Here is a 21,280-nt window from a genome sequence, read left to right as displayed (position 1 = left end):
TGATGTGGGCGCCGCGAGAGTTCGGCGCAATATTATTCGCATCAAGCTAGTTTATGCCGGCTTAAATCAAGGGCCTGAGGCAAAAGACCATAACCTTTGCCGGAGGCAAAAGACCACAACCTTGCGTGGCTGAAATGCGCATTGTGGCGAAACCGAATTAAGCCCAGCCCAGCCACTGCCTCTCGTGTGGCAAACACGTGCTAAGCAGCGCGCCGCGCGAGGATGAACAGGCGGGGAAAGCGCAGCAGCACCTTGCCGTTCGCCGTCTTCGGATAGGCTTCGGTTATCCCCGCGGTGTAGCGCGTGAGAAAAAACCGTCGCTCGTCCTCGTCGAGCGGATCGAGGAACGGCTTCAGCCCCGTCGACTTCAGCCACTCGACGATTGCCCCGGCATCGGCCAGCGGATGATTGTAGGCGGTGTGCCAGATGTCGAGCCGGTCGGAGAACGGCGACAAAAGATCGTAATAGAACGCCACCGGCGGCAGCGGCCCGCGCGCAACACCCCTAAGCTTTTCGGCAAACGGCATTTCGGCCGCCGTCTCGCGCATCAGCCGGTGCGAGGGCTCGCCCATATTGTCGGGCATCTGCACAGCAAGCGCGCCGCCGGGCGCCAAAAATCCCATCAGCCGCTGGAAGATCGCCGGATGCCCCGGCAGCCACTGGAATACCGCATTGGCGAAAATCACGTCGACCGGTTTTTGGGGCCGCCACGCCGCCGCATCCGCCAGTTCGAAGGTCACTTCCGGCAGACGCGCCCTGGCCTTCTCGATCATGTCAGGCGAGGTGTCCAAACCGCTGACCTGCGCGCTCGGCCAGCGCTCGACCAGCAATTCGGTCGAGTTGCCCGGCCCGCAGCCGATATCGACCACCCGGCGCGGCGCCGCCACCGGCACCTGCGCGACGAGATCGCGCGCCGGCCGCGTGCGCTCGTCCTCGAATTTGAGATATTGGGCGGCGGACCAGTCGGGTTTTGCTTTTGCGGCAGTGCTGTTCATCGATAGACCTCGCGCCGGTAGCCGACCTCCACAACCAGCACCACAAGCCGGCTATCCTCGAATTGGGCAATGATTCTGTAGTCGCCGACGCGAAAACGCCAGGCCTCTTGCTTGGTCGCGGTCAGGCGCTTGGCAAGTGCCCTTGGATTGGGGTGCTCCGAAACTCTTTGATGCAGGAATTCGAGGATGCGCCGCTGGTCTTTCGTTGAAAGCCGTTCGATGTCTTTTTCGGCTTGCCGCGTGAACTCGACGCGCCAATTCATTCAGCGGCAGGTTTCTTACGCCGTTCCGCTGCTTCGCGAAGCTCAAGCTTCCGGATCACCTCTTCCAACGGAATGCGCGCACCGTCGTCATCCCTAAAGCGTTCCTCCGCAATTCTGGCGTCCTGCCAATCCTCGATTGTCTCGAGGATCGCTTCAACTGCAACCTGATCGATCGTACGGCCGCTGGCCCTCGCCATATCGGCCAGCAGCTTCTCGGCTTTTTGCGGCAATTTGACCGTGATCATGGCAACTCCATTCGATCAATTTAGGTCAAACGACGATCGTCTGCAACGGATCGAGGCTACCTTGTCAGCCGCTTATACGTCATGCGGTGCGGGTTGACGGCGTCGGGGCCGAGACGGCGGATCTTGTCCTGCTCGTAATCCTCGAAATTGCCCTCGAACCATTCGACATGGCTGTCGCCCTCGAAGGCAAGGATGTGCGTCGCCAGCCGGTCAAGGAACATGCGGTCGTGCGAGATGATGACGGCGCAGCCGGCGAAGTTTTCCAGCGCGTCTTCGAGCGCCGCCAGCGTTTCGGTATCGAGATCGTTGGTCGGTTCGTCGAGCAGCAGCACATTGCCGCCGGTCTTCAGCATCTTGGCGAGATGGACGCGGTTGCGCTGGCCGCCGGATAGATTGCCGACCTTCTGCTGCTGATCGCCGCCGCGGAAATTGAACGAGGCGCAATAGGCGCGGGTGTTGGCCTCGAACTTGCCGAGCTTGACCACTTCGGCGCCGCCCGAGATTTCTTCCCAGACGGTCTTGGTCGGGTCGAGTGCATCGCGGCTCTGGTCGACGTAGCCGAGCTTGACCGTCTCGCCGACGCGGATCGTGCCGGCATCCGGCTTTTCCTGGCCAGTGATCATGCGGAACAGCGTCGTCTTGCCGGCGCCATTCGGGCCGATGACGCCGACGATGCCGCCGGGCGGCAGCTTGAATTCGAGATCGTCGATCAGCAGCGTGTCGCCAAAACCCTTCGACAGGCCGTCGACCTCGATCACCACATTGCCGAGCCGCTCGCCATGCGGAATGACGATCTGGGTGTCGCTCGGACGCCGCTTGTCGGCCGCATCCAGCAGATCCTGGAACGCCTGGATGCGCGCTTTCGACTTGGTCTGCCGGGCCTTGGGGCTGGACTGGATCCACTCGCGCTCGCGGCCGATCGCCCGCTGGCGCGCGTCGTCCTCGCGGCCCTCCTGCTTGAGCCGCTTGGCCTTGGCTTCGAGATATTTGGTGTAGTTGCCCTCATAGGGAATACCGCGGCCGCGGTCGAGCTCGAGGATCCAGCCGGTGACATTGTCGAGGAAGTAGCGATCGTGGGTGATGATCATCACCGCGCCGGGATAGGCGCGCAGATGCTTTTCCAGCCACGCCGTCGTCTCGGCGTCGAGATGGTTGGTCGGCTCGTCGAGCAGCAGGAGGTCGGGCTGGCGCAGCAGCAGTTGGCACAGTGCCACGCGGCGGCGCTCGCCGCCCGACAGCTTGGTGACGTCGGCTTCCTTGGGCGGGCAGCCCAGCGCTTCCATCGCCATCTCGACCTGCTGTTCGAGATCCCACAGGTTGAGCCGGTCCATCTCGTCCTGGAGCTTGGCCGACTCGTCGGCCGTCTCGTCGGAATAGTTCATCATCAATTCGTTGTAGCGTTCGATGATCGCGGTCTTCGCGGCGACGCCTTCCATGACGTTCTCGAACACGGTCTTGCTCGCATCGAGCGCCGGCTCCTGCGCCAGGTAACCGACGGTGGCGCCTTCGGCCAGCCACGCCTCGCCGCTCCACTCCTTGTCGATGCCGGCCATGATCTTGAGGATGGTCGACTTGCCGGCGCCGTTCGGCCCGAGGATGCCGATCTTGGCGTCCGGGTAGAAAGAGAGATGGATGTTCTCGAGCACCTTCTTGGTGCCATAGGCCTTGTTGAGGCCGGCCATGTGATAGATGAACTGGCGTGCCACGCGCGCTTTCCCTGAAAAGTCGACTGGAATGTCGGATTGAATGGAAGTTGCGCGCTATGTAGGCGATGCCGCGCCGAACGGCAAACTGTTTTGGCATTTCGGATTTGTCTTCGGGCCGAGACGGCGCGACCGCGCCGTCGGCGAACCCGGCGGCTATGTGGCCGACAGCCTCACCGCGCGAACTAAGGTGTGGTGAGATTCGGGCCCGGCCGCGCCGAGAATGGTGGATTGCGAGAACCGGAGCGAAGCGTACTTTCGGGTACGCTGAGCACCGGAAGCGCAGGGACCGCGCCGGCATCCCCTGAATATCAACATACCTGGGTCGGCGCGCGGCATCGGCGCATAGGCTCCCGCCGGCTCGGCGTGTTACTGGAACTCCACCGGATCGACGATGCCTTTCGGACAGCCGGCATTATTCGTCGGCACTGATGCCAGCAACAGTTCACTGAGCGAAAAGTTCGGGCCGATCGGGCCGGTCAGGCCGAGCGTCAGCTCGTCGATCAGCCGCCGACCGCTCGAAGGATCTTTCACGCAGGAGACGCGAACCCGCTCGCCGGCGCCGGGACCAAAGGCACTGTCGAAGGCGGCACGGATCTGGTCGGAGGTTAGATCCCGGCCAATTTTTTGCGTGAAAAGATCACGCACGGATGACGCATTCACCGCGCGCGTCAGGTTCAGCGCATCGGAAAAATACGCCTGCTGGCTCTTACCGTAACAGGTGCCATGCTTGATCCACTCATGTCTGTCGAGAGCCGATGCGGTGCCTGGCATCACCCGATCGAGCTCCAACCGCGTGTTCGGCTCAAGCTCGACCGGCGGCAGATCCTGCCAGTGCGCCGGATTGTCGTTCGCCTTGTCGGCCGCTGCCACCTGGCAATAGAAATTTCCGTTCGGCTGCGGCCACAGCCCATGCAAGGTGAAATGCGTCGCCTCAAAACCGGCCGCGGTCTGCGCCTTGCATTCGGTCTTGCCGGGCTTGGTTTCGCAAAAAGCCGGCTGCCAACTCAGAGCGAGGACATATTCGGGCTTTCCCGAAGCCGGCGCAGCAGACGTCTCCCGGTCGGCCGGCACGGGTGCTGCCGGTTCGGTGGACGCGCTGCCACCTGAAACATGGCCGCAATCGACCTTCACCCAGCGGCGCTCCGGATCGGCCCCCGGCACGCGGATCAGATAGTGCGTGGGGGCATCCTTGTTGCCAGCCAGCAGCTCGTAGCTCTGTCCCGCATCGGTCGAGACATCACCGGGATTCTTGCCGCTCTTGATGGCCTGCGTCGCCGGGCAGGTGGCGTCGGCGACGAAAGAGCCGCTCATCTTGACCTCGGCCCGCGCACCACCCGTAAGCACGGCGGCAAGCGCCAATCCGAAAACAAGGCCTGTCAGCGTACGCATGGGTACTCCCCGGTTGCAAAGTGCTGCGGCAACAGACCGCCGCCCTCTCGTGGTAGCAAATTCTCGATGTCAGAATTGCGATGCTCCGCGTTGCGGCGCAAGAACAGCGCTGCGAAACACCGCCAACGGATTGACGCAAAACCGGCGTCGGCGCACACAAATGTTCGCAGGCGCAAATACGCGTTGGAGACGAAGCGACAATGTCATTCAGCCAAAAGCGCGTGCTGCGATCGCCGACCGGCGCCGAGCTCAACCTTTATGTGAAACGCGCCGAGGGCCGCCCGCGCGCAGTCGTCCAGATCAATCACGGACTGGCCGAACACGCGGCGCGTTATGTCCGCTTCGCTACATTTCTGGGCGAGTGCGGCTTCCATGTCTATGCCCATGACCATCGCGGCCATGGCGCAACCAAGGCGCCAGAGGCTCCGCTCGGCACATTCGCCAAAGTGGATGGCGGCGCCAAGGTCATCGCCGATGTCGCCGCCGTGCATGACCTGATCGCCGGCGACCATCCAGGCCTGCCCGTCATCGTCTTCGGCCATTCCATGGGCGGCCTCGTCGCGCTGAATTATATGCTTCATCATTCGAACCGGCTGCACGCCGCCGCCATCTGGAACGCCAATTTTTCCGCCGGACTGGCCAGTCGTGCCGCGCAAATCATCCTGGCCTGGGAAAAATTCCGGCTCGGCTCCGACATGCCGTCGCGCATGCTGCCGAGACTGACCTTCCAGGCCTGGGGCAAGGCCGTCCCCGATCACCGGACGCCGTTCGACTGGCTGTCGCGCGACGCGGCCGAAGTCGACAAATACATCGCCGATCCGCTGTGCGGCTGGGATGCCTCGGTGTCGATGTGGCGCGATCTGTTCGGCTTTGTCTTCGACGGCGCCGACGACACCAAATTTTCCGGCATCCGCAAGACCCTGCCGATCTGCCTGGTCGGCGGCGAAAAGGATCCCGCCACCGACGGCGGCAAGGCGGTCAGCCATCTCGCTGGGCGCCTGCACAGGATGGGCTTTTCGAATCTCGTTTCAAAGGTTTACGCCGAGACCCGCCACGAAAGCCTGAACGAGGTGAATCGAAATATCATCATGGACGATTTCGCCGCATGGGCCGACAGCGTGCTGAAACAAGCGTGATCGAGATTGGCACGGTCGACATTGGCATAATCGGGTTTGGGGCATAATCGGGTTTGGCCCATTGCAAGAGCCGTGACAGCAGCACGCGGGATTGATAGTGCATGTTGCCCAAACGGCCTCGGTCTAGAGCCTAGGGTGCGCAGCGGTTTGGGATAACGACATGCATAACAAAGAGGACTAGAGCCTGCGTTTCCGATCAACACGGTAATCCATGACTGAGCCTCCGCTGAAAGGCGTCCGCGTAATCGAGCTCGCCCGCATCCTGGCCGGACCGTGGGCCGGGCAACTGCTTGCCGATCTCGGCGCCGACGTGATCAAGGTCGAGAGCCCGGATGGCGGCGACGACACCCGCAAATGGGGTCCGCCGTTCGTCATGAGCCATGACGGCGAAAACCTCTCGGCCGCCTACTACCATTCCTGCAATCGCGGCAAGCGCTCCATCGCCATCGATTTCTCGACGCCCGAAGGCGCCAAGACCGTGCGCCGGCTGGCCGCGACATCGGACGTGCTGATCGAGAACTTCAAGCTCGGCGGGCTGAAGAAACACGGCCTCGACTATAAGAGCCTCAGGGAAATAAACCCGCGGCTGGTCTATTGCTCGATCACCGGCTTCGGCCAGGACGGGCCCTATGCGCCGCGTGCCGGCTATGACTTCATCATCCAGGGCATGGCCGGCATGATGTCGATCACCGGCGAGGCTGGCCGCGAGCCGCAAAAAGCCGGTGTCGCCATATCCGACATTTTCACCGGCCTCTATTCGGTAATCGCCATTCAGGCCGCACTTCGCCACGCCGAGAAGACCGGCGAAGGCCAGCATATCGACATGGCACTCTACGACAGCCAGATCTCGGCGCTCGGCAACCAGAACCTCAACTATCTGGTCTCGGGAAAATCGCCGGTGCAGATGGGCAATGCGCATATGAACATCGCGCCCTACGAAGTGGTGCCGGTGAGGGACGGCCATATCATCCTGGCCATCGGCAATGACGGCCAGTTCGCCAAATTCTGCGCAGCCGTCGGCTTGGGCGACCTGACATCCGACCCTGATTTCGCCACCAACCCCGCCCGGGTCGCCAACCGGGCGAAGCTGCGCGAGCATATAATCGAGGCGCTGAAAACCTTCGATCGCGATCCGCTGCTGGCCAAACTGGAGGCGGCTGGCGTGCCTGCCAGCCCGATCAACACGATCGGCGAGATGTTCGCCGACCCGCAGACCATCGCGCGCGGCATGCGGCTCGACCTCGACGACGGCCACGGCAATCTGTTGCCCTCGGTGCGCGCGCCGATGGTCATGTCGGCCACGCCGCTGGTCTATGAGCGGTCCTCGCCGCGCCTCGGCGAACACACCGAAGAAATCCTTGCCGAACTGGAGAGGTCAGGAAAATGAAGACCGGCGGACAATTGATCGTCGATGCGCTCGAAGCCAACGGAACGGAGCGTATCTATTGCGTGCCCGGCGAATCCTACCTTGCGGTGCTCGACGCGCTGCACGATTCGCCGATCCGCACCATCGTCTGCCGCCAGGAAGGCGGTGCCGCGATGATGGCCGATTGCCATGGCCGCCTGACCGGCAAGCCTGGCATCTGCTTCGTCACCCGCGGCCCCGGCGCCACCAACGCCTCGGCCGGCATCCACATCGCCATGCAGGATTCGGTGCCCGTCATCCTGTTCATCGGCCAAGTCGCCAGCCACGCCAAGCAGCGCGAGGCGTTCCAGGAGGTCGACTACGCCAGGTTCTTCGGCGACATCGCCAAATGGGTGGTCGAGATCGACGACGCCGCGCGCATTCCCGAATTCGTCACCCGCGCCTTCGCGGTGGCGACCTCCGGCCGTCCCGGCCCGGTCGTCATCTCGCTGCCTGAAGACATGCTGACCAGCCTGGCGGAAGCGCCGGAAGCCCTGCCCCACACGCCGGTCGAAACGCGGCCGGGCGAGGCCGAGCTTGATGCGCTGGAAAAGCTTCTCAACAAGGCAAAGCGCCCCTTCGTCATCCTCGGCGGCACGCGCTGGGATGCGGAGGCCGTGGCGCGGATGCGGACGATCGCCGAAGCCTGGGCGCTGCCGGTCGGCTGCTCCTTTCGCCGCCAGATGCTGTTCGATCATCTCCACCCGAACTATGCCGGCGATGTCGGCATCGGCATCAACCCGAAGCTGGCGACCGCCATCAAGCAGGCCGACCTCGTGCTGCTGATCGGCGGCCGCATGGGCGAGATGCCGTCCTCCGACTATACGCTGCTCAAGAGCCCCTACCCCGACCAGACGCTGGTCCATGTCCACGCCGACGCCGGCGAGCTCGGCCGCGTCTACCGGCCGACGCTGGCGATCAACGCGTCGCCGTCCGCCTTCGTCGAAGCCTTTGCCGGGCGCAAGCCGGCCGCCACGCCTGCATGGGCGGATGAAACAGCGAAGCTGCACGCCGCCTATCTCGACTGGTCGACACCGCCCGAAAGCGGTCCCGGCGCCGTCCAGATGGGGCCGATCATGGACTATCTCGAAAAAATGCTGCCCGACGACGCCATCCTCACCAACGGCGCCGGCAATTACGCCACCTGGGTGCACCGTTTCCACCGTTCCCGCCGCTTTGCCACGCAGGCGGCACCGACCGCCGGCTCGATGGGCTACGGCACGCCAGCGGCGGTCGCTGCCAAGGAATTGTTCCCCGAGCGCGACGTGATCGCCTTCGCCGGCGACGGCTGCTTCCTGATGAACGGCCAAGAGTTCGCCACCGCCGTGCAGTACGATCTGCCGATCATCGTCGTTGTCGTCAACAATGGCATCTATGGCACCATCCGCATGCACCAGGAGCGCGAGTATCCGGGCCGCGTCGTCGCCACCGACCTGAAGAATCCCGACTTCGCGGCGCTCGCCCGCGCCTATGGCGGCCATGGCGAAACGGTCGAGAAGACGGCCGACTTCGCGCCGGCCTTCGAACGCGCGCGCTCCAGCGGCAAGCCGTCGATCGTCGAAATCAAGCTCGACCCCGAGGCGATCACGCCGACCCGGACGATGACCCAGATACGGGACAGGTCGTAAGCGCCAGAGGCATAGCTAGTCAGGCCGAGTTCCTTCGCGCCCCCCTCTGCCCTGCCGGGCATCTCCCCCACTTGGGGGGAGATCGGCGGCTTCATTGCCCTGCCTTTCCTCTTACGTTGAAAATTGGCGAAAGCAATTGTGACATCCGATCTCCCCCCAAGTGGGGGAGATGTCCGGCAGGACAGAGGGGGGCGCTGTCCCGCAGACTTTGACAGCTTAACGCAGCGCCCTCTCCGGCGACGTTCCGCTACATCGTTGCCGCCTTCTCGATCTGCCCGCGGATCTCGCCGTCCTTGTGGGCCGCCGTATGGATGTTGATGTAGTATTTGCCGGCCATCAGGTCGGCAGCCTGCGCGTCGGTCAGGACCGCCGCCCCCTTGAACGGGCTTTTCGGAGCGCCCTTGAACGGGACGACGACGCCGGCATTTTCACCCTTTGCTGCCGGACCGTGAATATGTCCGGCCGTCGCCGGTCCACTGAGACCTGAATATGTCACGTTCCAGGTCAGCTGTTTCGTGTCGGTGTCGAAGCCGAGAGTGGCCTCGCCTTTGCCCTCAGTGGTGACGGGTGGATTCTGCTGAGCGCCATCGAGCGTCGCCTTCATCTTCATCTTATCGGCCAAGGCCGGTGACGCGCACAGGATGGAAGCCGAAACAGCCAGCGCCGAAAGCACCGGCGAGAAAGATTGCATGCGCATGGAAATCTCCGTTGTGGCGATGACATCCGCTGAGGATGCACCGCAACAACGGTTGTGGCGAGCGGATGTTTCCACCAGTAACGGCTATTTTACATCCCTAGCAAAAAGGGCGGTCGCCCGCCCCTTTTCGAATTGCAGCCCCGAGGCCCCGTTGATCGCCTACTTGATCGCCTACTTGATGGCCGTTACTTGATGGCTTTGTCGGTGATGGCGGTCGTGTAGGCGCCGGTCGGCTCCTTGGTGATGATCTTCTGGTCGAGCAGCGCCTTGGCGGTGCGCGCGTAGGTCGCCGGGTCGAGCTTGCCGTCGGCATTGTCGATCAGCTTGGCGACTTCGCCCATCATGCGCTTCTGGTGGTTCTCGTCCTGGCCGCCATTGTCCATGACGATTTCGGCCGCCTCGTCGGAATTGTCGACGGCGTATTTCCAAGCCTTCATCGAGGCGCGCACGAAACGCACCATCTTGTCCTCGAAGGCCGGATCCTTGAGCTTGTCCTCCAAGGCATAGAGCCCGTCCTCAAGCAGGTCGTTGCCCATGGCCGAGTAGTTGAACACGATCAGCTCTTCCGGCTTGTAGCCGGCATCGATGAGCTGCCAGTATTCGTTGTAGGTCATGACCGAAATGCAATCCGCCTGCTTCTGGATCAGCGGCTGCACGTCGAAACTCTGCTTCAGCACGGTGACGCCGTCCGGGCCGCCGTCGGTCTTCAGGCCGAGCTTGTTCATCCAGGCGTAGAACGGATACTCGTTGCCGAAGAACCAGACGCCGAGCGTATGGCCTTTGAAGTCGGCTTCGGTCTTGACCGGGCCGTCCTTCGGGCAGACCAGCTGCATGCCGGCCTTCTTGAACGGTTGGGCGATATTGACCAGCGGCACGCCCTTTTCGCGTGCGGCCAGCGCGCCGCCCATCCAGTCGACGATGACGTCGGCGCCGCCACCGGCGATCACCTGCTCGGGCGCGATATCGGGGCCGCCCGGCTTGATCTCGACGTCGAGACCTTCGGCCTCATAGAAGCCCTTGTCCTTGGCGACGTAGTAGCCGGCAAACTGGGCCTGCGTGACCCATTTCAGCTGCAGCGTCACCTTGTCTGCGGCCATCGCCTGAAACGCGGCAAGCGACATCGCGCCGGCCAGCATCGAAACAACAAGTCTTTTCATGCTTTTACCCTCTGGAGTTAAGTGTTCACCCTTTTAGGATCAGGACCTTCAATTGCGCCCTGATGCCAAACCCGCCCCTATCCACCACGGACGGAGGGATGCCAAAACGTGACGGCTCTCTCGAAAAGAGCGACCACGCCATAAAAGACCGAACCCGCAAGTGCTGCAACTGCGATTTCGGCCCAGACCATGTCGATGTTCATCCGTCCGACCTCGGTCGAAATCCGGAATCCCATGCCGACCACCGGCGTGCCGAAGAACTCCGCGACGATGGCGCCGATCAGAGCCAGCGTCGAATTGATCTTCAGCGCGTTGAAGATGAAGGGTGCCGCCGCCGGCAGCCGCAGCTTGAACAGCGTCTGCCAGTAGCTCGACGCATAGGTGCGCATCAGGTCGCGTTCCATATGGCCGGAGGCGGCAAGCCCGGCGACCGTGTTCACCAGCATCGGGAAAAAGGTCATGATGATGACGACGGCGGCCTTCGACTGCCAGTCGAAGCCGAACCACATGACCATGATCGGCGCCACGCCGATGATCGGCAGCGCAGACACCATATTGCCAATCGGCAGCAAGCCGCGGCGCAGGAACGGCACGCGGTCGGCCGCGATGGCGGCGATGAAGCCGGCGCCGCTACCGACGATGTAGCCGAAGATCACCGCCTTGAAGATGGTCTGCCGCACGTCGGCGGCCAGCACCGGCAGCGAATTGGCGATGCGCACGCCGATGGCGCTTGGCGGCGGCAGCAGGATGAAAGGGATGCCGGCGCCGCGCGTCACCGCCTCCCAGATGATCAGGATCCAGGCGCCGAAGATCGCCGGGATGATCAGCCGTAAAGCGGTCGCCGCCCAGCGCGAGGCCGGGCGAAGCGCGGACAGCACCGTCACGCAGCGCCAGGCCAGAAGCCATGCCGCAGCAAGCAGCAGATAGAACGATGCGCGAGCGGTGCCTTCATTGCCATTTATGCCGGCGAGCAGCAGCCACGCCGCGCCATGCGCGCCGAGGAAGAGCAACACCAGCCCAATTGCCGGCGGGAAATTATCGGCCTCGATTGCCAGGAGCAGCAGGAAAAAAATCAAAGCCGCGGTACCGACACCATAGCCCGGCGCCGCATCGACAAGCGGCCAAAGAAGCAGCGCCACAGCAAGAAGGACAAGCGCGGCATACCCTTGCCACGAGCGCGGCGTGATCGACGAAAGGCTCAGGAGATCGCTCATGCCGGCCTCCCGCCCATGGCACGGTCGACCAGGCGCCCGGCAATGCCGACCACCATCACCAGCAAGGCCGCCACCACCGAGCCGGCCACCAGCGCCGACCAGATATCGATGGTCTGGCTGTAATAGGCGCCGGCAAGCAGCTTGGCGCCGATGCCGGCGACGGCACCGGTCGGCAACTCACCGACGATGGCGCCGACCAGGCTGGCGGCCACCGCCACCTTCATCGAGGTGAACAGGAACGGCACCGATGCCGGCACGCGCAATTTCCAGAAGGTCTGCGAGGGGCTGGCATTGTAAGTGTGCATCAGGTCGAGATGGGTGAGTTCGGGCGAGCGCAGGCCCTTGACCATGCCGACCGCCACCGGGAAGAACGACAGATAGGTCGAGATCAGCGCCTTCGGGATCAGGCCGGTGACGCCGATCGCCGCCAGCACGACGATGATCATCGGCGCCACTGCCAGGATCGGAATGGTCTGCGAGGCGATGATCCACGGCATCAGGCTGCGGTCGAGCGTCGCCACATGCACGATGCCGACCGCAATCAGGATGCCGAGCGCCGTGCCGAAAGCGAAGCCGAGCAGAGTCGAGGACAGCGTCACCCAGGCATTGTAGACAAGGCTGCGATTGCTGGTGACCTTGCGCAGAAACGTGTTCTCGAAGAAATTAACCGCCACCTGATGCGGTGCCGGCAATGTCGGCTTCGGCTGCGCCATCGTCTTGCCGATGAACTCCACAACATCAGGCGTCTCGCCGGCACGGCGGTCGAGATCGCGCTGGAACGGCGCGTTGAGGATGACGGCGAAAACGTACCAGGCGACCACCACGCCTGCGAGGATCGAGATCACCGGGATGAGCTTGTCGCGAAAACTATCCACCTAGCGGTCCTCGCCAGACTGGCACACGCTCTGCGTAACGCGCTTTCGTCATCCTAGGGCGGAGCCGCCGCGAAGCGGCGGGCGTAGACCCTAGGATCCATTCCGTGACTTCGGCCGAATGGCGCAAGCGGTCCAGACTATCCGCCAGCCAAGCCACGGCAGTCGACGTTCCCTCAAGACGGGGAGCGATGTTCCGCACCGTTGCGGAGCGCGAAGTTAACGGCATGGATCCTAGGGTCTGCGCCGCGTCGCTTCGCTCCTTGCTTCGCCCTAGGATGACGAAGGCGTGGTTGGCCGCGCTCTCAATGAACGCCGCTTCGCGGCTGCTCCGCCCTAGGATGACAAAGGCACGGGTGACCGCCCCCTCACCCGACCTCCGCTTCGCTCCGGCCACCCTCTCCCCGTCGGGGAGAGGAGGGAGCCCATCCTGCTCAATCCTCATAGCTGTGCCCTGCCCTGAGGCCGTCGCGCACGCGTGCCGCTATCGCCAAAAACTCCGGCGTCTCGCGGATGTCGAGCGGCCGCTTTTTCGGCAATGTCGATTCGATGACGTCGCTGACGCGGCCCGGGCGCGGCGACATGACGATGATCCGCGTCGATAGGTAGACCGCCTCGGGAATGGAATGGGTGACGAAACAGATGGTCTTGTTGGTCCGCTCCCATAGCTCCAGAAGCTGTTCGTTGAGATGGTCGCGAACGATCTCGTCCAGCGCGCCGAACGGCTCGTCCATCAACAGAAGATCGGCATCGAAGGCCAGCGCCCGCGCGATCGAGGCACGCTGCTGCATGCCGCCGGAAAGCTGCCACGGGTATTTCTGCTCGAAGCCGGACAGGTTGACGAGATCGAGCGTGCGCTTGATACGCGCCGCCTGCTCTGTCTTCGAGAGGCCCATGATCTCCAGCGGCAGCGCCACATTGCGCTCGATGGTTCGCCACGGATAAAGTGCGGCCGCCTGGAAGACATAGCCATAGGCGCGGCTTTGGCGCGCCTGCTCGGGCGTTATGCCGTTGACCGAGATGCTTCCCGATGTCGGCTTTTCCAGATCGGCGATCACCCGCAGCAAGGTCGTCTTGCCGCAGCCGGACGGCCCGATGAAGGAGACGAATTCGCCCTTGCCGATGGTCAGGTCGACATTCGACAGCGCCTGCACCGGACCGTCACTGGTCTGGAAGGTCAGGCCGAGCTTGCTTGCCGAAACGACGGCTGGCGACTGTCCGGTCATCGGCGGCAGCCTGGCTTTTCGCGTCGCCGCCGCGCCGGCCGGGCCTCCGTTGCTTTTGCCAAAATGCTGCTTTCCACTTACCTTGTCTCACTCGATCGACGCCCGGAGTTTTCCCGATGCCGCCCAAACCCACCTGCCATCTTATCCGCCCCGAAAGCTCTTATGAAGGCAAGCAGGGACTGAGTTATTTCACCGGCATCGCCGCCGAGACGGTCGGCTCTACCGGCATCTGCATGCACCTGCTCACCATGCCGCCCGGTGCCCGCGCCAAGGCGCATATGCACGAGAGCCATGAGACGGCGATCTATGTGCTCTCCGGCGAGGTCCACACCTGGTACGGCGACAGGCTCGAGCAGCAGACCGTGGCCAAGGCCGGCGACCTCTTCTACATTCCCGCCGGTGTCCCGCATCTGCCGGCCAATCTGAGCGACAGTCCGGCCTCGGCGGTCATCGCCCGCACCGATCCCAACGAACAGGAGAGCGTCGTGCTGCTGCCGGAACTTGATGGGCTGGTCGCCTGAGGCCGGCTTCAGGGCAATCGCTTCAGGTTCGCGCTGCCCCTCAGGGGCGGCGCCGACTTCGACAAACCCGCGCAAGCTCACACCCCGGTCGCCGGAATACCTGACCGTTCCACCTTGCGCGGCGCGGAAATTTCCTTCCAGGTCGACAGCGCCCGGTTGACCGCGGCATTCGGCTCACGGCCGACGAACTCGCCATGGCCGGGCTTCGCCTTGACCTCGTTCTCCTGGATCGACAGTTCGCCGCGCGAGAAGACGAAACGCGGCAGGCCGATCACCTCAAAACCTTCGAAGACGTTGTAATCGATCACCGACTGCTGCTTCTTGGAAGTGATCGTCTTCTTGCGCTTCGGGTCCCAGACGAGGATGTCGGCGTCGGCGCCTTCGACGATGGCGCCCTTCTTCGGATACATGTTGAGGATTTTGGCGATGTTCGTCGAGGTCACCGCGACGAATTCGTTCATCGTCAGCCGTCCGGTGTTGACCCCGGTGGTCCACAGCACCGGCAAGCGGTCCTCGAGCCCGCCGGTGCCGTTCGGGATCTTGGTGAAATCGCCGACGCCGTTGCGCTTCTGGCTGGTGGTGAAGGCGCAATGGTCGGTCGCCACCACTTGCAGCGATCCGGCCTGCAGGCCGGCCCACAGTGAATCCTGGTGCAATTTGTTACGGAACGGCGGGCTCATCACCCGGCGCGCCGCATGGTCCCAGTCCTTGTTGAAATATTCGCTCTCGTCGAGCGTCAGATGCTGGATCAGCGGCTCGCCGAACACCCGCATGCCTTTTTGGCGCGCCCGGCGAATGGCTTCATGGGCCTGCTCGCAGGAGACATGCACGACATAGAGCGGCACGCCGGCCATGTCGGCGATCATGATGGCGCGGTTGGTCGCCTCGCCTTCCACTTCAGGCGGCCGCGAATAAGCGTGCCCCTCGGGGCCGTTATTGCCGGCGGCCAGCAGCTTCTGCGACAGGGCGGCAACCACGTCGCCATTCTCGGCATGCACCAGCGGCAGCGCGCCAAGGTCGGCGCAGCGCTGGAACGACGAATACATCTCGTCGTCGTCGACCATCAGCGCGCCCTTGTAGGCCATGAAATGCTTGAACGAAGTGATGCCCTTGTCGACGACGGTGGCCATCTCGTCGAACACCTGCTTGCCCCACCAGGTGATCGCCATGTGGAAGGAATAGTCGCAGGACGCCTTCGAGGTCTTGTTGTCCCACATCTGCAGGGCCTCGAGCAGCGACTGCTGCGGCGCCGGCAGACAGAAATCGACGACCATCGTAGTGCCGCCGGCAAGCGCGGCGCGGGTGCCGCTTTCAAAATCGTCGGCCGAATAGGTGCCCATGAACGGCATTTCGAGATGGGTGTGCGGATCGATGCCGCCCGGCATCACGTAGCAGCCGGTGGCGTCGAACTCGTGGTCGCCATGCAGGTCCGGCCCGATGGCGATGATCTTGCCGTGCTTGAACAGCACGTCGGCCTTCCATGTACGGTCGGCGGTGACGATGGTACCGTTCTTGATGACTTTGGACATTTTCTTGTTCCCTCTCTTCGCGCTTCTTGGGGAGCGGCGTTCGGAATCTTGGTTTCTAGCTCATCCCACGATCTCCGCTGTCTCCACCACCGCGTGGAACAGCACGTCGGCGCCGGCCGCCGCCCATTCCTTGGTGATTTCCTCGGCCTCGTTGTGGCTGAGCCCATCGACGCAGGGGCACATCACCATTGCCGTCGGCGCGACGCGGTTGATCCAGCAGGCGTCGTGGCCGGCGCCGGAGACGATGTTGCGGTGCGTGTAACCCAGGCGCTCGGCCGCATCCCGCACAGCCTTGACGCAGCCCGGATCGAAGGTCACCGGATCGAAATGGCCGACCTGCTCGATCGCGTATTGTATGTCGAGCGCATCGCAGATCGTGTCGATGCCTTCGCGGATGCGCCCGTCCAGGGCGTCGAGCACCTCCTTTTCCGGCGAGCGGATGTCGATGGTGAACATGGTGCGGCCGGCGATGATGTTGCGCGAATTCGGATAGACCTCCATATGACCGACCGCGCCGACGGCGTCGGGCTGGTAGTCCATGGCGATCTCGTGCACCAGCTCGATCACCCGCGCCATGCCGAGCCCGGCATTGCGGCGCTTCGGCATCGGCGTCGAGCCGGTATGCGCCTCCTTGCCGGTCAGCGTCACCTGCAGCCATTTCAGCCCCTGGCCATGGGTGACGACGCCGATGTCGATGCCCTCGTCCTCGAGGATCGGGCCTTGCTCGATATGCAGCTCGAAGAAGGCGTGGATCTTGCGCTCACCGACTTTCTCGCTGCCTTTCCAGCCGATGCGTTCGAGCTCCTCGCCGAATTTCTTGCCGTCCTTGTCGACATGCTCGTAGACGTCGGCCTGGTCGAGGACGCCGGCGAACACGCCGGATGCCATCATCGCCGGCGCAAAGCGCGCGCCTTCCTCGTTCGTCCAGTTGGTGACGACGATCGGATGTTTTGTCTTGATGTCGAGCTCGTTCAGCGAGCGCACGATCTCCAAGCCGCCGAGCACGCCGAGCACGCCGTCATATTTGCCGCCGGTCGGCTGGGTGTCGAGATGACTGCCGACATAGACCGGCGGCAGATCGGGCTCGGTGCCCTCGCGGCGGGCAAACATCGTGCCCATCTCGTCGAGGCCCATTTCAAGTCCCGCCGCCTCGCACCAGCGCTTGAACAGCTGCCGCCCCTCGCCGTCCGCGTCGGTCAACGTCTGGCGATTGTTGCCGCCGGCAATGCCGGGGCCGATCTTCGCCATCTCCATTATCGAATCCCACAAACGGTCTGAATTGATTCGCAGATTCTCGCCGGGAGCGGCCATTTTTCTAGAACCTCATCGATTGCGCGGCGTCCCCCAGGGAAAGCTGCGCCGCGTTTCTCAATCCACCGCCCTCAGCACTTCACGCACATGGTCGATCAATTCGTTGATCTGGCCCTTGGTGATGATCAGCGGCGGCGACAGCGCGATGATGTCGCCGGTGGTGCGGATCAGCGCGCCGCGCTCGAACGCTTTCACAAAAGCCGAGAAGGCACGCTTGGTCGGACTGCCGGGGATCGGCGCCAGCTCGATCGCGCCGATCAGGCCGATGTTTCTGATGTCGATCACGTTCGGCTCGCCCTTCAGAGAATGCAGCGCGTCTTCCCAATACGGCGCCAGTTCCTGGCCGCGGGTCAGCAGGCCCTCTTCCTTATAGGTGTCGAGCGTGCCGAGTGCTGCCGCACAGGCGATCGGATTGCCCGAATAGGTGTAGCCGTGGAAGAACTCGATCATATTCTCGGGGCCGGTCATGAAGGCGTCGTGGATTTCCTTCTTGACGAACACCGCGCCCATCGGGATGACGCCGTTGGAGACGCCCTTGGCGGTGGTCATGATATCGGGGGTGACGCCGAAATAGTCGGCGGCAAACGGCGTGCCGAGACGGCCGAAACCGGTGATGACCTCGTCGAAAATTAAAAGTATGCCGTGCTTGGTGCAGATCTCGCGCAGCCTCTCGAGATAGCCCTTCGGCGGCAGGATGACGCCGGTGGAGCCGGCCACCGGCTCAACGATGACCGCCGCGATGGTCGAGGCGTCATGCAGCGCGACGATGCGCTCCAACTCGTTGGCCAATTCCGCGCCATGCTCGGGCACGCCCTTGGTGAACGAATTCTTCTCGGGCAGGTGCGTGTGCGGCATGTGGTCGACGCCGCCGAGCAGCGTACCGAACATCTTGCGGTTGGTGACGATGCCGCCGACCGAGATGCCGCCGAAATTGACACCGTGATAGCCGCGCTCGCGGCCGATCAGGCGGGTGCGCGAGCCCTCGCCTTTGGCGCGGTGATAGGCGATCGCCATCTTCAGCGCGGTCTCGACCGATTCCGATCCGGAATTGGTGAAGAACACGTGGTCCATGCCCTCCGGCGCCAGGTCGACCAAACGGTTGGCCAGTTCGAAGACGATCGGGTGACCCATCTGGAACGCCGGCGCATAGTCGAGTTCGGCGGCCTGGCTCTGGATCGCCTCGGTGATCTTCGGCCGGCAGTGGCCGGCATTGACGCACCACAGGCCGGCAGTGCCGTCTAAAACCTTGCGCCCGTCGCTCGTCGTGTAATGCATGTCCTTGGCGGACACCATCATGCGCGGCGCCTGCTTGAACTGGCGGTTTGCCGTGAACGGCATCCAGAATGCGCTGAGATCGTTCGGCGTGACTTTCAGCCGGTTGGACATGACCAAGACTTCCCCTTGTAACCTGTTTCGGTGCGGCTAACGCTTGGTCTTCCCGACACTTGGTCTCTGCTGCGTTTTCGTGCTACGCAAATTTTTGACCGGTTGGACAAACGTTAGCACCGCCCTGTCGGCGGTCAAGGGATTACTAGCGGAAATGCGGCAGCTGAGGCGCGCTCCACAGGCCGGAGAAAAACTGGTCCAGAGAATTGGTCCAGACGACCCTCCAACCCAAGGTATGCCGCGGTGACGGCCGACATGGAAATTCCCGCTCCTCGCCGCACCCGCATCCAGCAGGAAAAACGCGAGCTCATCCTGGAGGCGGCGCTCGAGGTGTTCTCGACCAACGGCTTTCGCGGCTCGACCATCGACCAGATTGCCGAAGCCGCGGGCATGTCGAAGCCGAACCTGCTCTACTATTTCCGCCGCAAGGAGGATATCCACGAGACGCTGATGCAGCGGCTTCTGGATACTTGGCTGGCGCCGCTGCGCGAACTCGACGACATCGGCGACCCGCTGACCGAATTGCGCAGCTATATCAGGCGCAAGCTCGAAATGGCGCGCGATTTCCCTAGGGAAAGCCGGCTGTTCGCCAACGAGATCCTGCAGGGCGCGCCGCGCATCATGCCGATGCTGGAAGGTGAGCTGAAGACGCTGGTCGACGAGAAGGCCGCCGTCATCAAGGGCTGGATGCGCGCCGGCAAGATCGCGCCCACCGACCCCTGGCACCTGATCTTCTCGATCTGGGCGACGACGCAGCACTATGCCGATTTCGACGTTCAGGTCCGCGCCGTGCTCGGCCCCGACCGCGGCGGCGACGGCCGCTTCGAGGATGCGGCAAGGTTTCTCGAGCAGTTGTTCATCGACGGGCTGAAGCCGAAGACCTGACGCTACGCCAATATGGTTTGACAGATTGAGTCCGTTTGCCAGAGGCTACGGCGGCTGCCTACGCGAGGCGGCCACCGAGCCGTCAAAGCGGCTGCGCCGCCAGCGCCAGGAAACCTCCAGTCAGCGCCACGTTGCCGACAAAGCCGTTGATGCGCGACGCGCGCTCGGACCCCTGATGGTCCCAAAAATTGTGGAACATCGGCGTGGCCACGATCAGGAACAGCACCAGGCACAGAGCCGCGGCAGCGGTCCAGACACCTGATATCACCAGGGCTCCGGAAACGATTTGCAGGACGATCCCCAGCCACAGCATCAGCCGCGCCTGGGGCACGCCTCGCGTCGTCATCAGCTGGGTCAGGAAGCCTGCATTCTGGATGTTGCGCAGGCCGGCAAAGACAAAGGCGCCGCCAAGCAGCAGGCGTGCGGCAACCAGAATCTCATTCTCAAAATTCAACAACATGGTCTTGATCCTGAAGCAAAAAGAGACGCGCGGCGTTAAGGCCGCGCATCCAGTTTCGTCCGCTCAGGCGGCCTTGGCCGCCGCTACCGGATGAATGGCGTGGAAGGGAACGCAGAGCCGGTTCCAGGTGTTGATCATGCCGATCGCGACGGACAGCTTGACCAATTCCTCTTCCGAGAAGTGTTCAAGCGTGCGAGCGTAAAGATCGTCCGGCACGCCGCTGTCCGCGATCTTCGTCACCACGTCGGTCCAGGCCAAGGCAGCGCGTTCGCGCTCGGAAAACAGCGGCGATTCCTTCCATGCGGAGACGAGATAGAGCCGCTGCTCGGTCTCGCCATCGCGGCGCGCCTCGCGGCTGTGCATGTCGACGCAGTACGAACAGCCGTTGATCTGCGACGCCCGCAGCTTGACCAGATGCAGCAGGCCTTCCTCGAGCCCGCACTCGTCGACCGCCTTGTTGAGCGCCGACACCGCCTTCATGATTTCCGGCGCCGCGCCGAAGAATTGCAGCCTCTGTTTCATTCTCTTATCCTTTATCCTTCACACTTGCTTGGTTGAACTCGATTTCTGCGGTCGTCGATGGCGCTCGACAAAGGCGCAGTTGGCGGCGACTGAACGGGGATCGGCGTCGCTCATATAGTCCGCAACGATGTCGGACAGCCGGGCCTCGGCGAGTGCGGCACGGTAGGCGCGCTCGGCCCTCAGCATCGCGACGCTGATGCCGCAGGGTTTGACATAGGCCGAGGCATCGAGCCTGGCCGGCCCGCGCTGACGGATTTCGCCGCAGCGGAAGGCCGGTTCGCGTCCTTCCACGGCGAGCACGATGTCGAGCAGCGTTATGCGCTCGGCCGGCCGCGCCAGCCGGTAACCGCCCGATGGCCCGGGCACCGATTCCAGGATGCCCGACGCCGTCAGCGCGTTGAGATGCTTGAGCAGATAGCTTGGCGACAGGCCGAACGCTTCCGCCATGGCCGCACCCGGCATGGTCGCCACGCCTTCCACGCCGGCAAGCATGGCAGCGCAGTGGATGGCCGCTTCAACGCCCTCGCCCAGCTTCATTTTTCTGAGTCACAATTCATGGATATCATTTATCATGGATAATTCTTATCCGCAATTAAAAAATGTCCCACTTTGGCGGGTGCGCCGCCCTTTATTGCCCCGCAGGCGCTACTTTGCAGGACTTGGGTTCATCGCCCCCACGAAGTGGGGAGAGGAACCCCTAGTTCGCCGGGACGGAGAGGGGGACGACCTATTC

At 63.1% G+C, this 21,280-nt stretch carries 22 protein-coding genes; 6 read left to right on the top strand and 16 right to left on the bottom strand.

What is annotated here, in order from left to right; all coding sequences use genetic code 11:
• Positions 1-200: 200 nt before the first annotated feature.
• The 4 genes from tam to ettA are packed head-to-tail and all read right to left on the bottom strand — an operon-like array spanning position 201 to position 3,209.
• Positions 201-995, bottom strand: a complete 795-nt coding sequence (tam, locus tag NMG80_RS31425) for a trans-aconitate 2-methyltransferase (RefSeq protein ID WP_254021725.1) — start codon at positions 993-995, stop codon at positions 201-203.
• On the bottom strand, positions 992-1,258 hold the full coding sequence (locus NMG80_RS31420) for a type II toxin-antitoxin system RelE family toxin (RefSeq protein ID WP_254021724.1): 267 nt from the start codon (positions 1,256-1,258) through the stop codon (positions 992-994). Before NMG80_RS31420 ends, tam begins: the two co-directional genes overlap by 4 nt.
• On the bottom strand, positions 1,255-1,503 hold the full coding sequence (locus NMG80_RS31415) for a DUF6290 family protein (RefSeq protein WP_254021723.1): 249 nt from the start codon (positions 1,501-1,503) through the stop codon (positions 1,255-1,257). The genes NMG80_RS31420 and NMG80_RS31415 overlap by 4 nt, the downstream gene beginning before the upstream one ends.
• Before the next feature lie 56 nt (positions 1,504-1,559).
• Positions 1,560-3,209: an energy-dependent translational throttle protein EttA gene (ettA, locus tag NMG80_RS31410; protein WP_254021722.1), complete on the bottom strand. Its 1,650-nt coding sequence runs from the start codon at positions 3,207-3,209 to the stop codon at positions 1,560-1,562.
• 40 nt (positions 3,210-3,249) lie between these two features.
• Between ettA and NMG80_RS31405 the strand changes: the two genes are divergently transcribed.
• A complete protein-coding gene (locus tag NMG80_RS31405; protein ID WP_254021721.1) occupies positions 3,250-3,405 on the top strand; it encodes a hypothetical protein in 156 nt (51 codons plus the stop codon).
• 170 nt (positions 3,406-3,575) lie between these two features.
• Here NMG80_RS31405 and NMG80_RS31400 read toward each other — a convergent pair whose 3' ends face one another.
• Positions 3,576-4,598: a ribonuclease T2 family protein gene (locus tag NMG80_RS31400; RefSeq protein ID WP_254021720.1), complete on the bottom strand. Its 1,023-nt coding sequence runs from the start codon at positions 4,596-4,598 to the stop codon at positions 3,576-3,578.
• Between the two features lie 200 nt (positions 4,599-4,798).
• Here NMG80_RS31400 and NMG80_RS31395 point away from each other — a divergent pair, with 200 nt between their 5' ends.
• The 3 genes from NMG80_RS31395 to NMG80_RS31385 all read left to right on the top strand — a co-directional run bounded on the left by NMG80_RS31395 (position 4,799) and on the right by NMG80_RS31385 (position 8,767).
• A complete protein-coding gene (locus NMG80_RS31395; protein ID WP_254021719.1) occupies positions 4,799-5,734 on the top strand; it encodes an alpha/beta fold hydrolase in 936 nt (311 codons plus the stop codon).
• A gap of 211 nt (positions 5,735-5,945) precedes the next feature.
• Entirely contained in the window at positions 5,946-7,121 is a 1,176-nt protein-coding gene (locus NMG80_RS31390; protein ID WP_254021718.1) for a CaiB/BaiF CoA transferase family protein, read from the top strand.
• Positions 7,118-8,767: a thiamine pyrophosphate-binding protein gene (locus tag NMG80_RS31385; RefSeq protein ID WP_254021717.1), complete on the top strand. Its 1,650-nt coding sequence runs from the start codon at positions 7,118-7,120 to the stop codon at positions 8,765-8,767. Before NMG80_RS31390 ends, NMG80_RS31385 begins: the two co-directional genes overlap by 4 nt.
• 247 nt (positions 8,768-9,014) lie before the next feature.
• On the opposite strand, the gene NMG80_RS31380 is transcribed toward NMG80_RS31385, so the two are convergent.
• The 5 genes from NMG80_RS31380 to NMG80_RS31360 form a co-directional block, all read right to left on the bottom strand.
• Complete coding sequence (locus tag NMG80_RS31380) at positions 9,015-9,464, bottom strand: CHRD domain-containing protein (RefSeq protein ID WP_254021716.1); 450 nt, start codon at positions 9,462-9,464, stop codon at positions 9,015-9,017.
• A gap of 185 nt (positions 9,465-9,649) precedes the next feature.
• Positions 9,650-10,621, bottom strand: coding sequence for an ABC transporter substrate-binding protein (locus NMG80_RS31375; protein ID WP_254021715.1), 972 nt, complete (start codon positions 10,619-10,621; stop codon positions 9,650-9,652).
• A 77-nt stretch (positions 10,622-10,698) separates the two neighbouring features.
• Entirely contained in the window at positions 10,699-11,835 is a 1,137-nt protein-coding gene (locus NMG80_RS31370) for an ABC transporter permease (protein ID WP_254021714.1), read from the bottom strand.
• Positions 11,832-12,710, bottom strand: a complete 879-nt coding sequence (locus tag NMG80_RS31365) for an ABC transporter permease (protein ID WP_254021713.1) — start codon at positions 12,708-12,710, stop codon at positions 11,832-11,834. Before NMG80_RS31365 ends, NMG80_RS31370 begins: the two co-directional genes overlap by 4 nt.
• Positions 12,711-13,141: 431 nt before the next feature.
• On the bottom strand, positions 13,142-13,933 hold the full coding sequence (locus NMG80_RS31360) for an ABC transporter ATP-binding protein (protein ID WP_254021712.1): 792 nt from the start codon (positions 13,931-13,933) through the stop codon (positions 13,142-13,144).
• 116 nt (positions 13,934-14,049) lie between these two features.
• On the opposite strand from NMG80_RS31360, the gene NMG80_RS31355 reads away from it, so the two are divergent.
• Entirely contained in the window at positions 14,050-14,454 is a 405-nt protein-coding gene (locus NMG80_RS31355) for a cupin domain-containing protein (protein WP_254021711.1), read from the top strand.
• Positions 14,455-14,531: 77 nt separating this feature from the next.
• Here NMG80_RS31355 and hydA read toward each other — a convergent pair whose 3' ends face one another.
• Genes hydA through aptA form a run of 3 tightly spaced genes read right to left on the bottom strand, consistent with a single transcriptional unit; the run spans position 14,532 to position 18,680 of the window.
• A complete protein-coding gene (gene hydA / locus NMG80_RS31350; protein ID WP_254021710.1) occupies positions 14,532-15,983 on the bottom strand; it encodes a dihydropyrimidinase in 1,452 nt (483 codons plus the stop codon).
• Positions 15,984-16,043: 60 nt separating this feature from the next.
• Positions 16,044-17,294 carry a Zn-dependent hydrolase gene (locus NMG80_RS31345; protein WP_254021709.1) on the bottom strand — a complete coding sequence of 417 codons (1,251 nt, stop codon included), beginning with the start codon at positions 17,292-17,294 and terminating at the stop codon, positions 16,044-16,046.
• A gap of 57 nt (positions 17,295-17,351) precedes the next feature.
• Positions 17,352-18,680 (bottom strand): omega-aminotransferase AptA, encoded by a 1,329-nt coding sequence (gene aptA / locus NMG80_RS31340; protein WP_254021708.1) that lies wholly within the window; start codon positions 18,678-18,680, stop codon positions 17,352-17,354.
• 255 nt (positions 18,681-18,935) lie between these two features.
• Between aptA and NMG80_RS31335 the strand changes: the two genes are divergently transcribed.
• On the top strand, positions 18,936-19,565 hold the full coding sequence (locus NMG80_RS31335) for a TetR family transcriptional regulator C-terminal domain-containing protein (RefSeq protein WP_254021707.1): 630 nt from the start codon (positions 18,936-18,938) through the stop codon (positions 19,563-19,565).
• A gap of 82 nt (positions 19,566-19,647) precedes the next feature.
• Here the strand turns inward: NMG80_RS31335 and NMG80_RS31330 are convergent, their stop codons facing one another.
• From NMG80_RS31330 to NMG80_RS31320, 3 genes are all read right to left on the bottom strand, one after another.
• Complete coding sequence (locus NMG80_RS31330; protein ID WP_254021706.1) at positions 19,648-20,025, bottom strand: DoxX family protein; 378 nt, start codon at positions 20,023-20,025, stop codon at positions 19,648-19,650.
• Positions 20,026-20,088: 63 nt separating this feature from the next.
• On the bottom strand, positions 20,089-20,547 hold the full coding sequence (locus NMG80_RS31325) for a carboxymuconolactone decarboxylase family protein (RefSeq protein WP_254021705.1): 459 nt from the start codon (positions 20,545-20,547) through the stop codon (positions 20,089-20,091).
• Positions 20,548-20,565: 18 nt separating this feature from the next.
• The gene (locus NMG80_RS31320) at positions 20,566-21,084 is read right to left on the bottom strand and encodes an RrF2 family transcriptional regulator (protein WP_254021704.1); all 519 of its coding nucleotides are present in this window, start codon (positions 21,082-21,084) and stop codon (positions 20,566-20,568) included.
• Positions 21,085-21,280: the final 196 nt, after the last annotated feature.

The organism is Mesorhizobium escarrei, assembly GCF_935825525.1.
Classification (GTDB): domain Bacteria; phylum Pseudomonadota; class Alphaproteobacteria; order Rhizobiales; family Rhizobiaceae; genus Mesorhizobium; species Mesorhizobium escarrei.
This window is presented reverse-complemented; position numbering and strand designations above follow the sequence as displayed.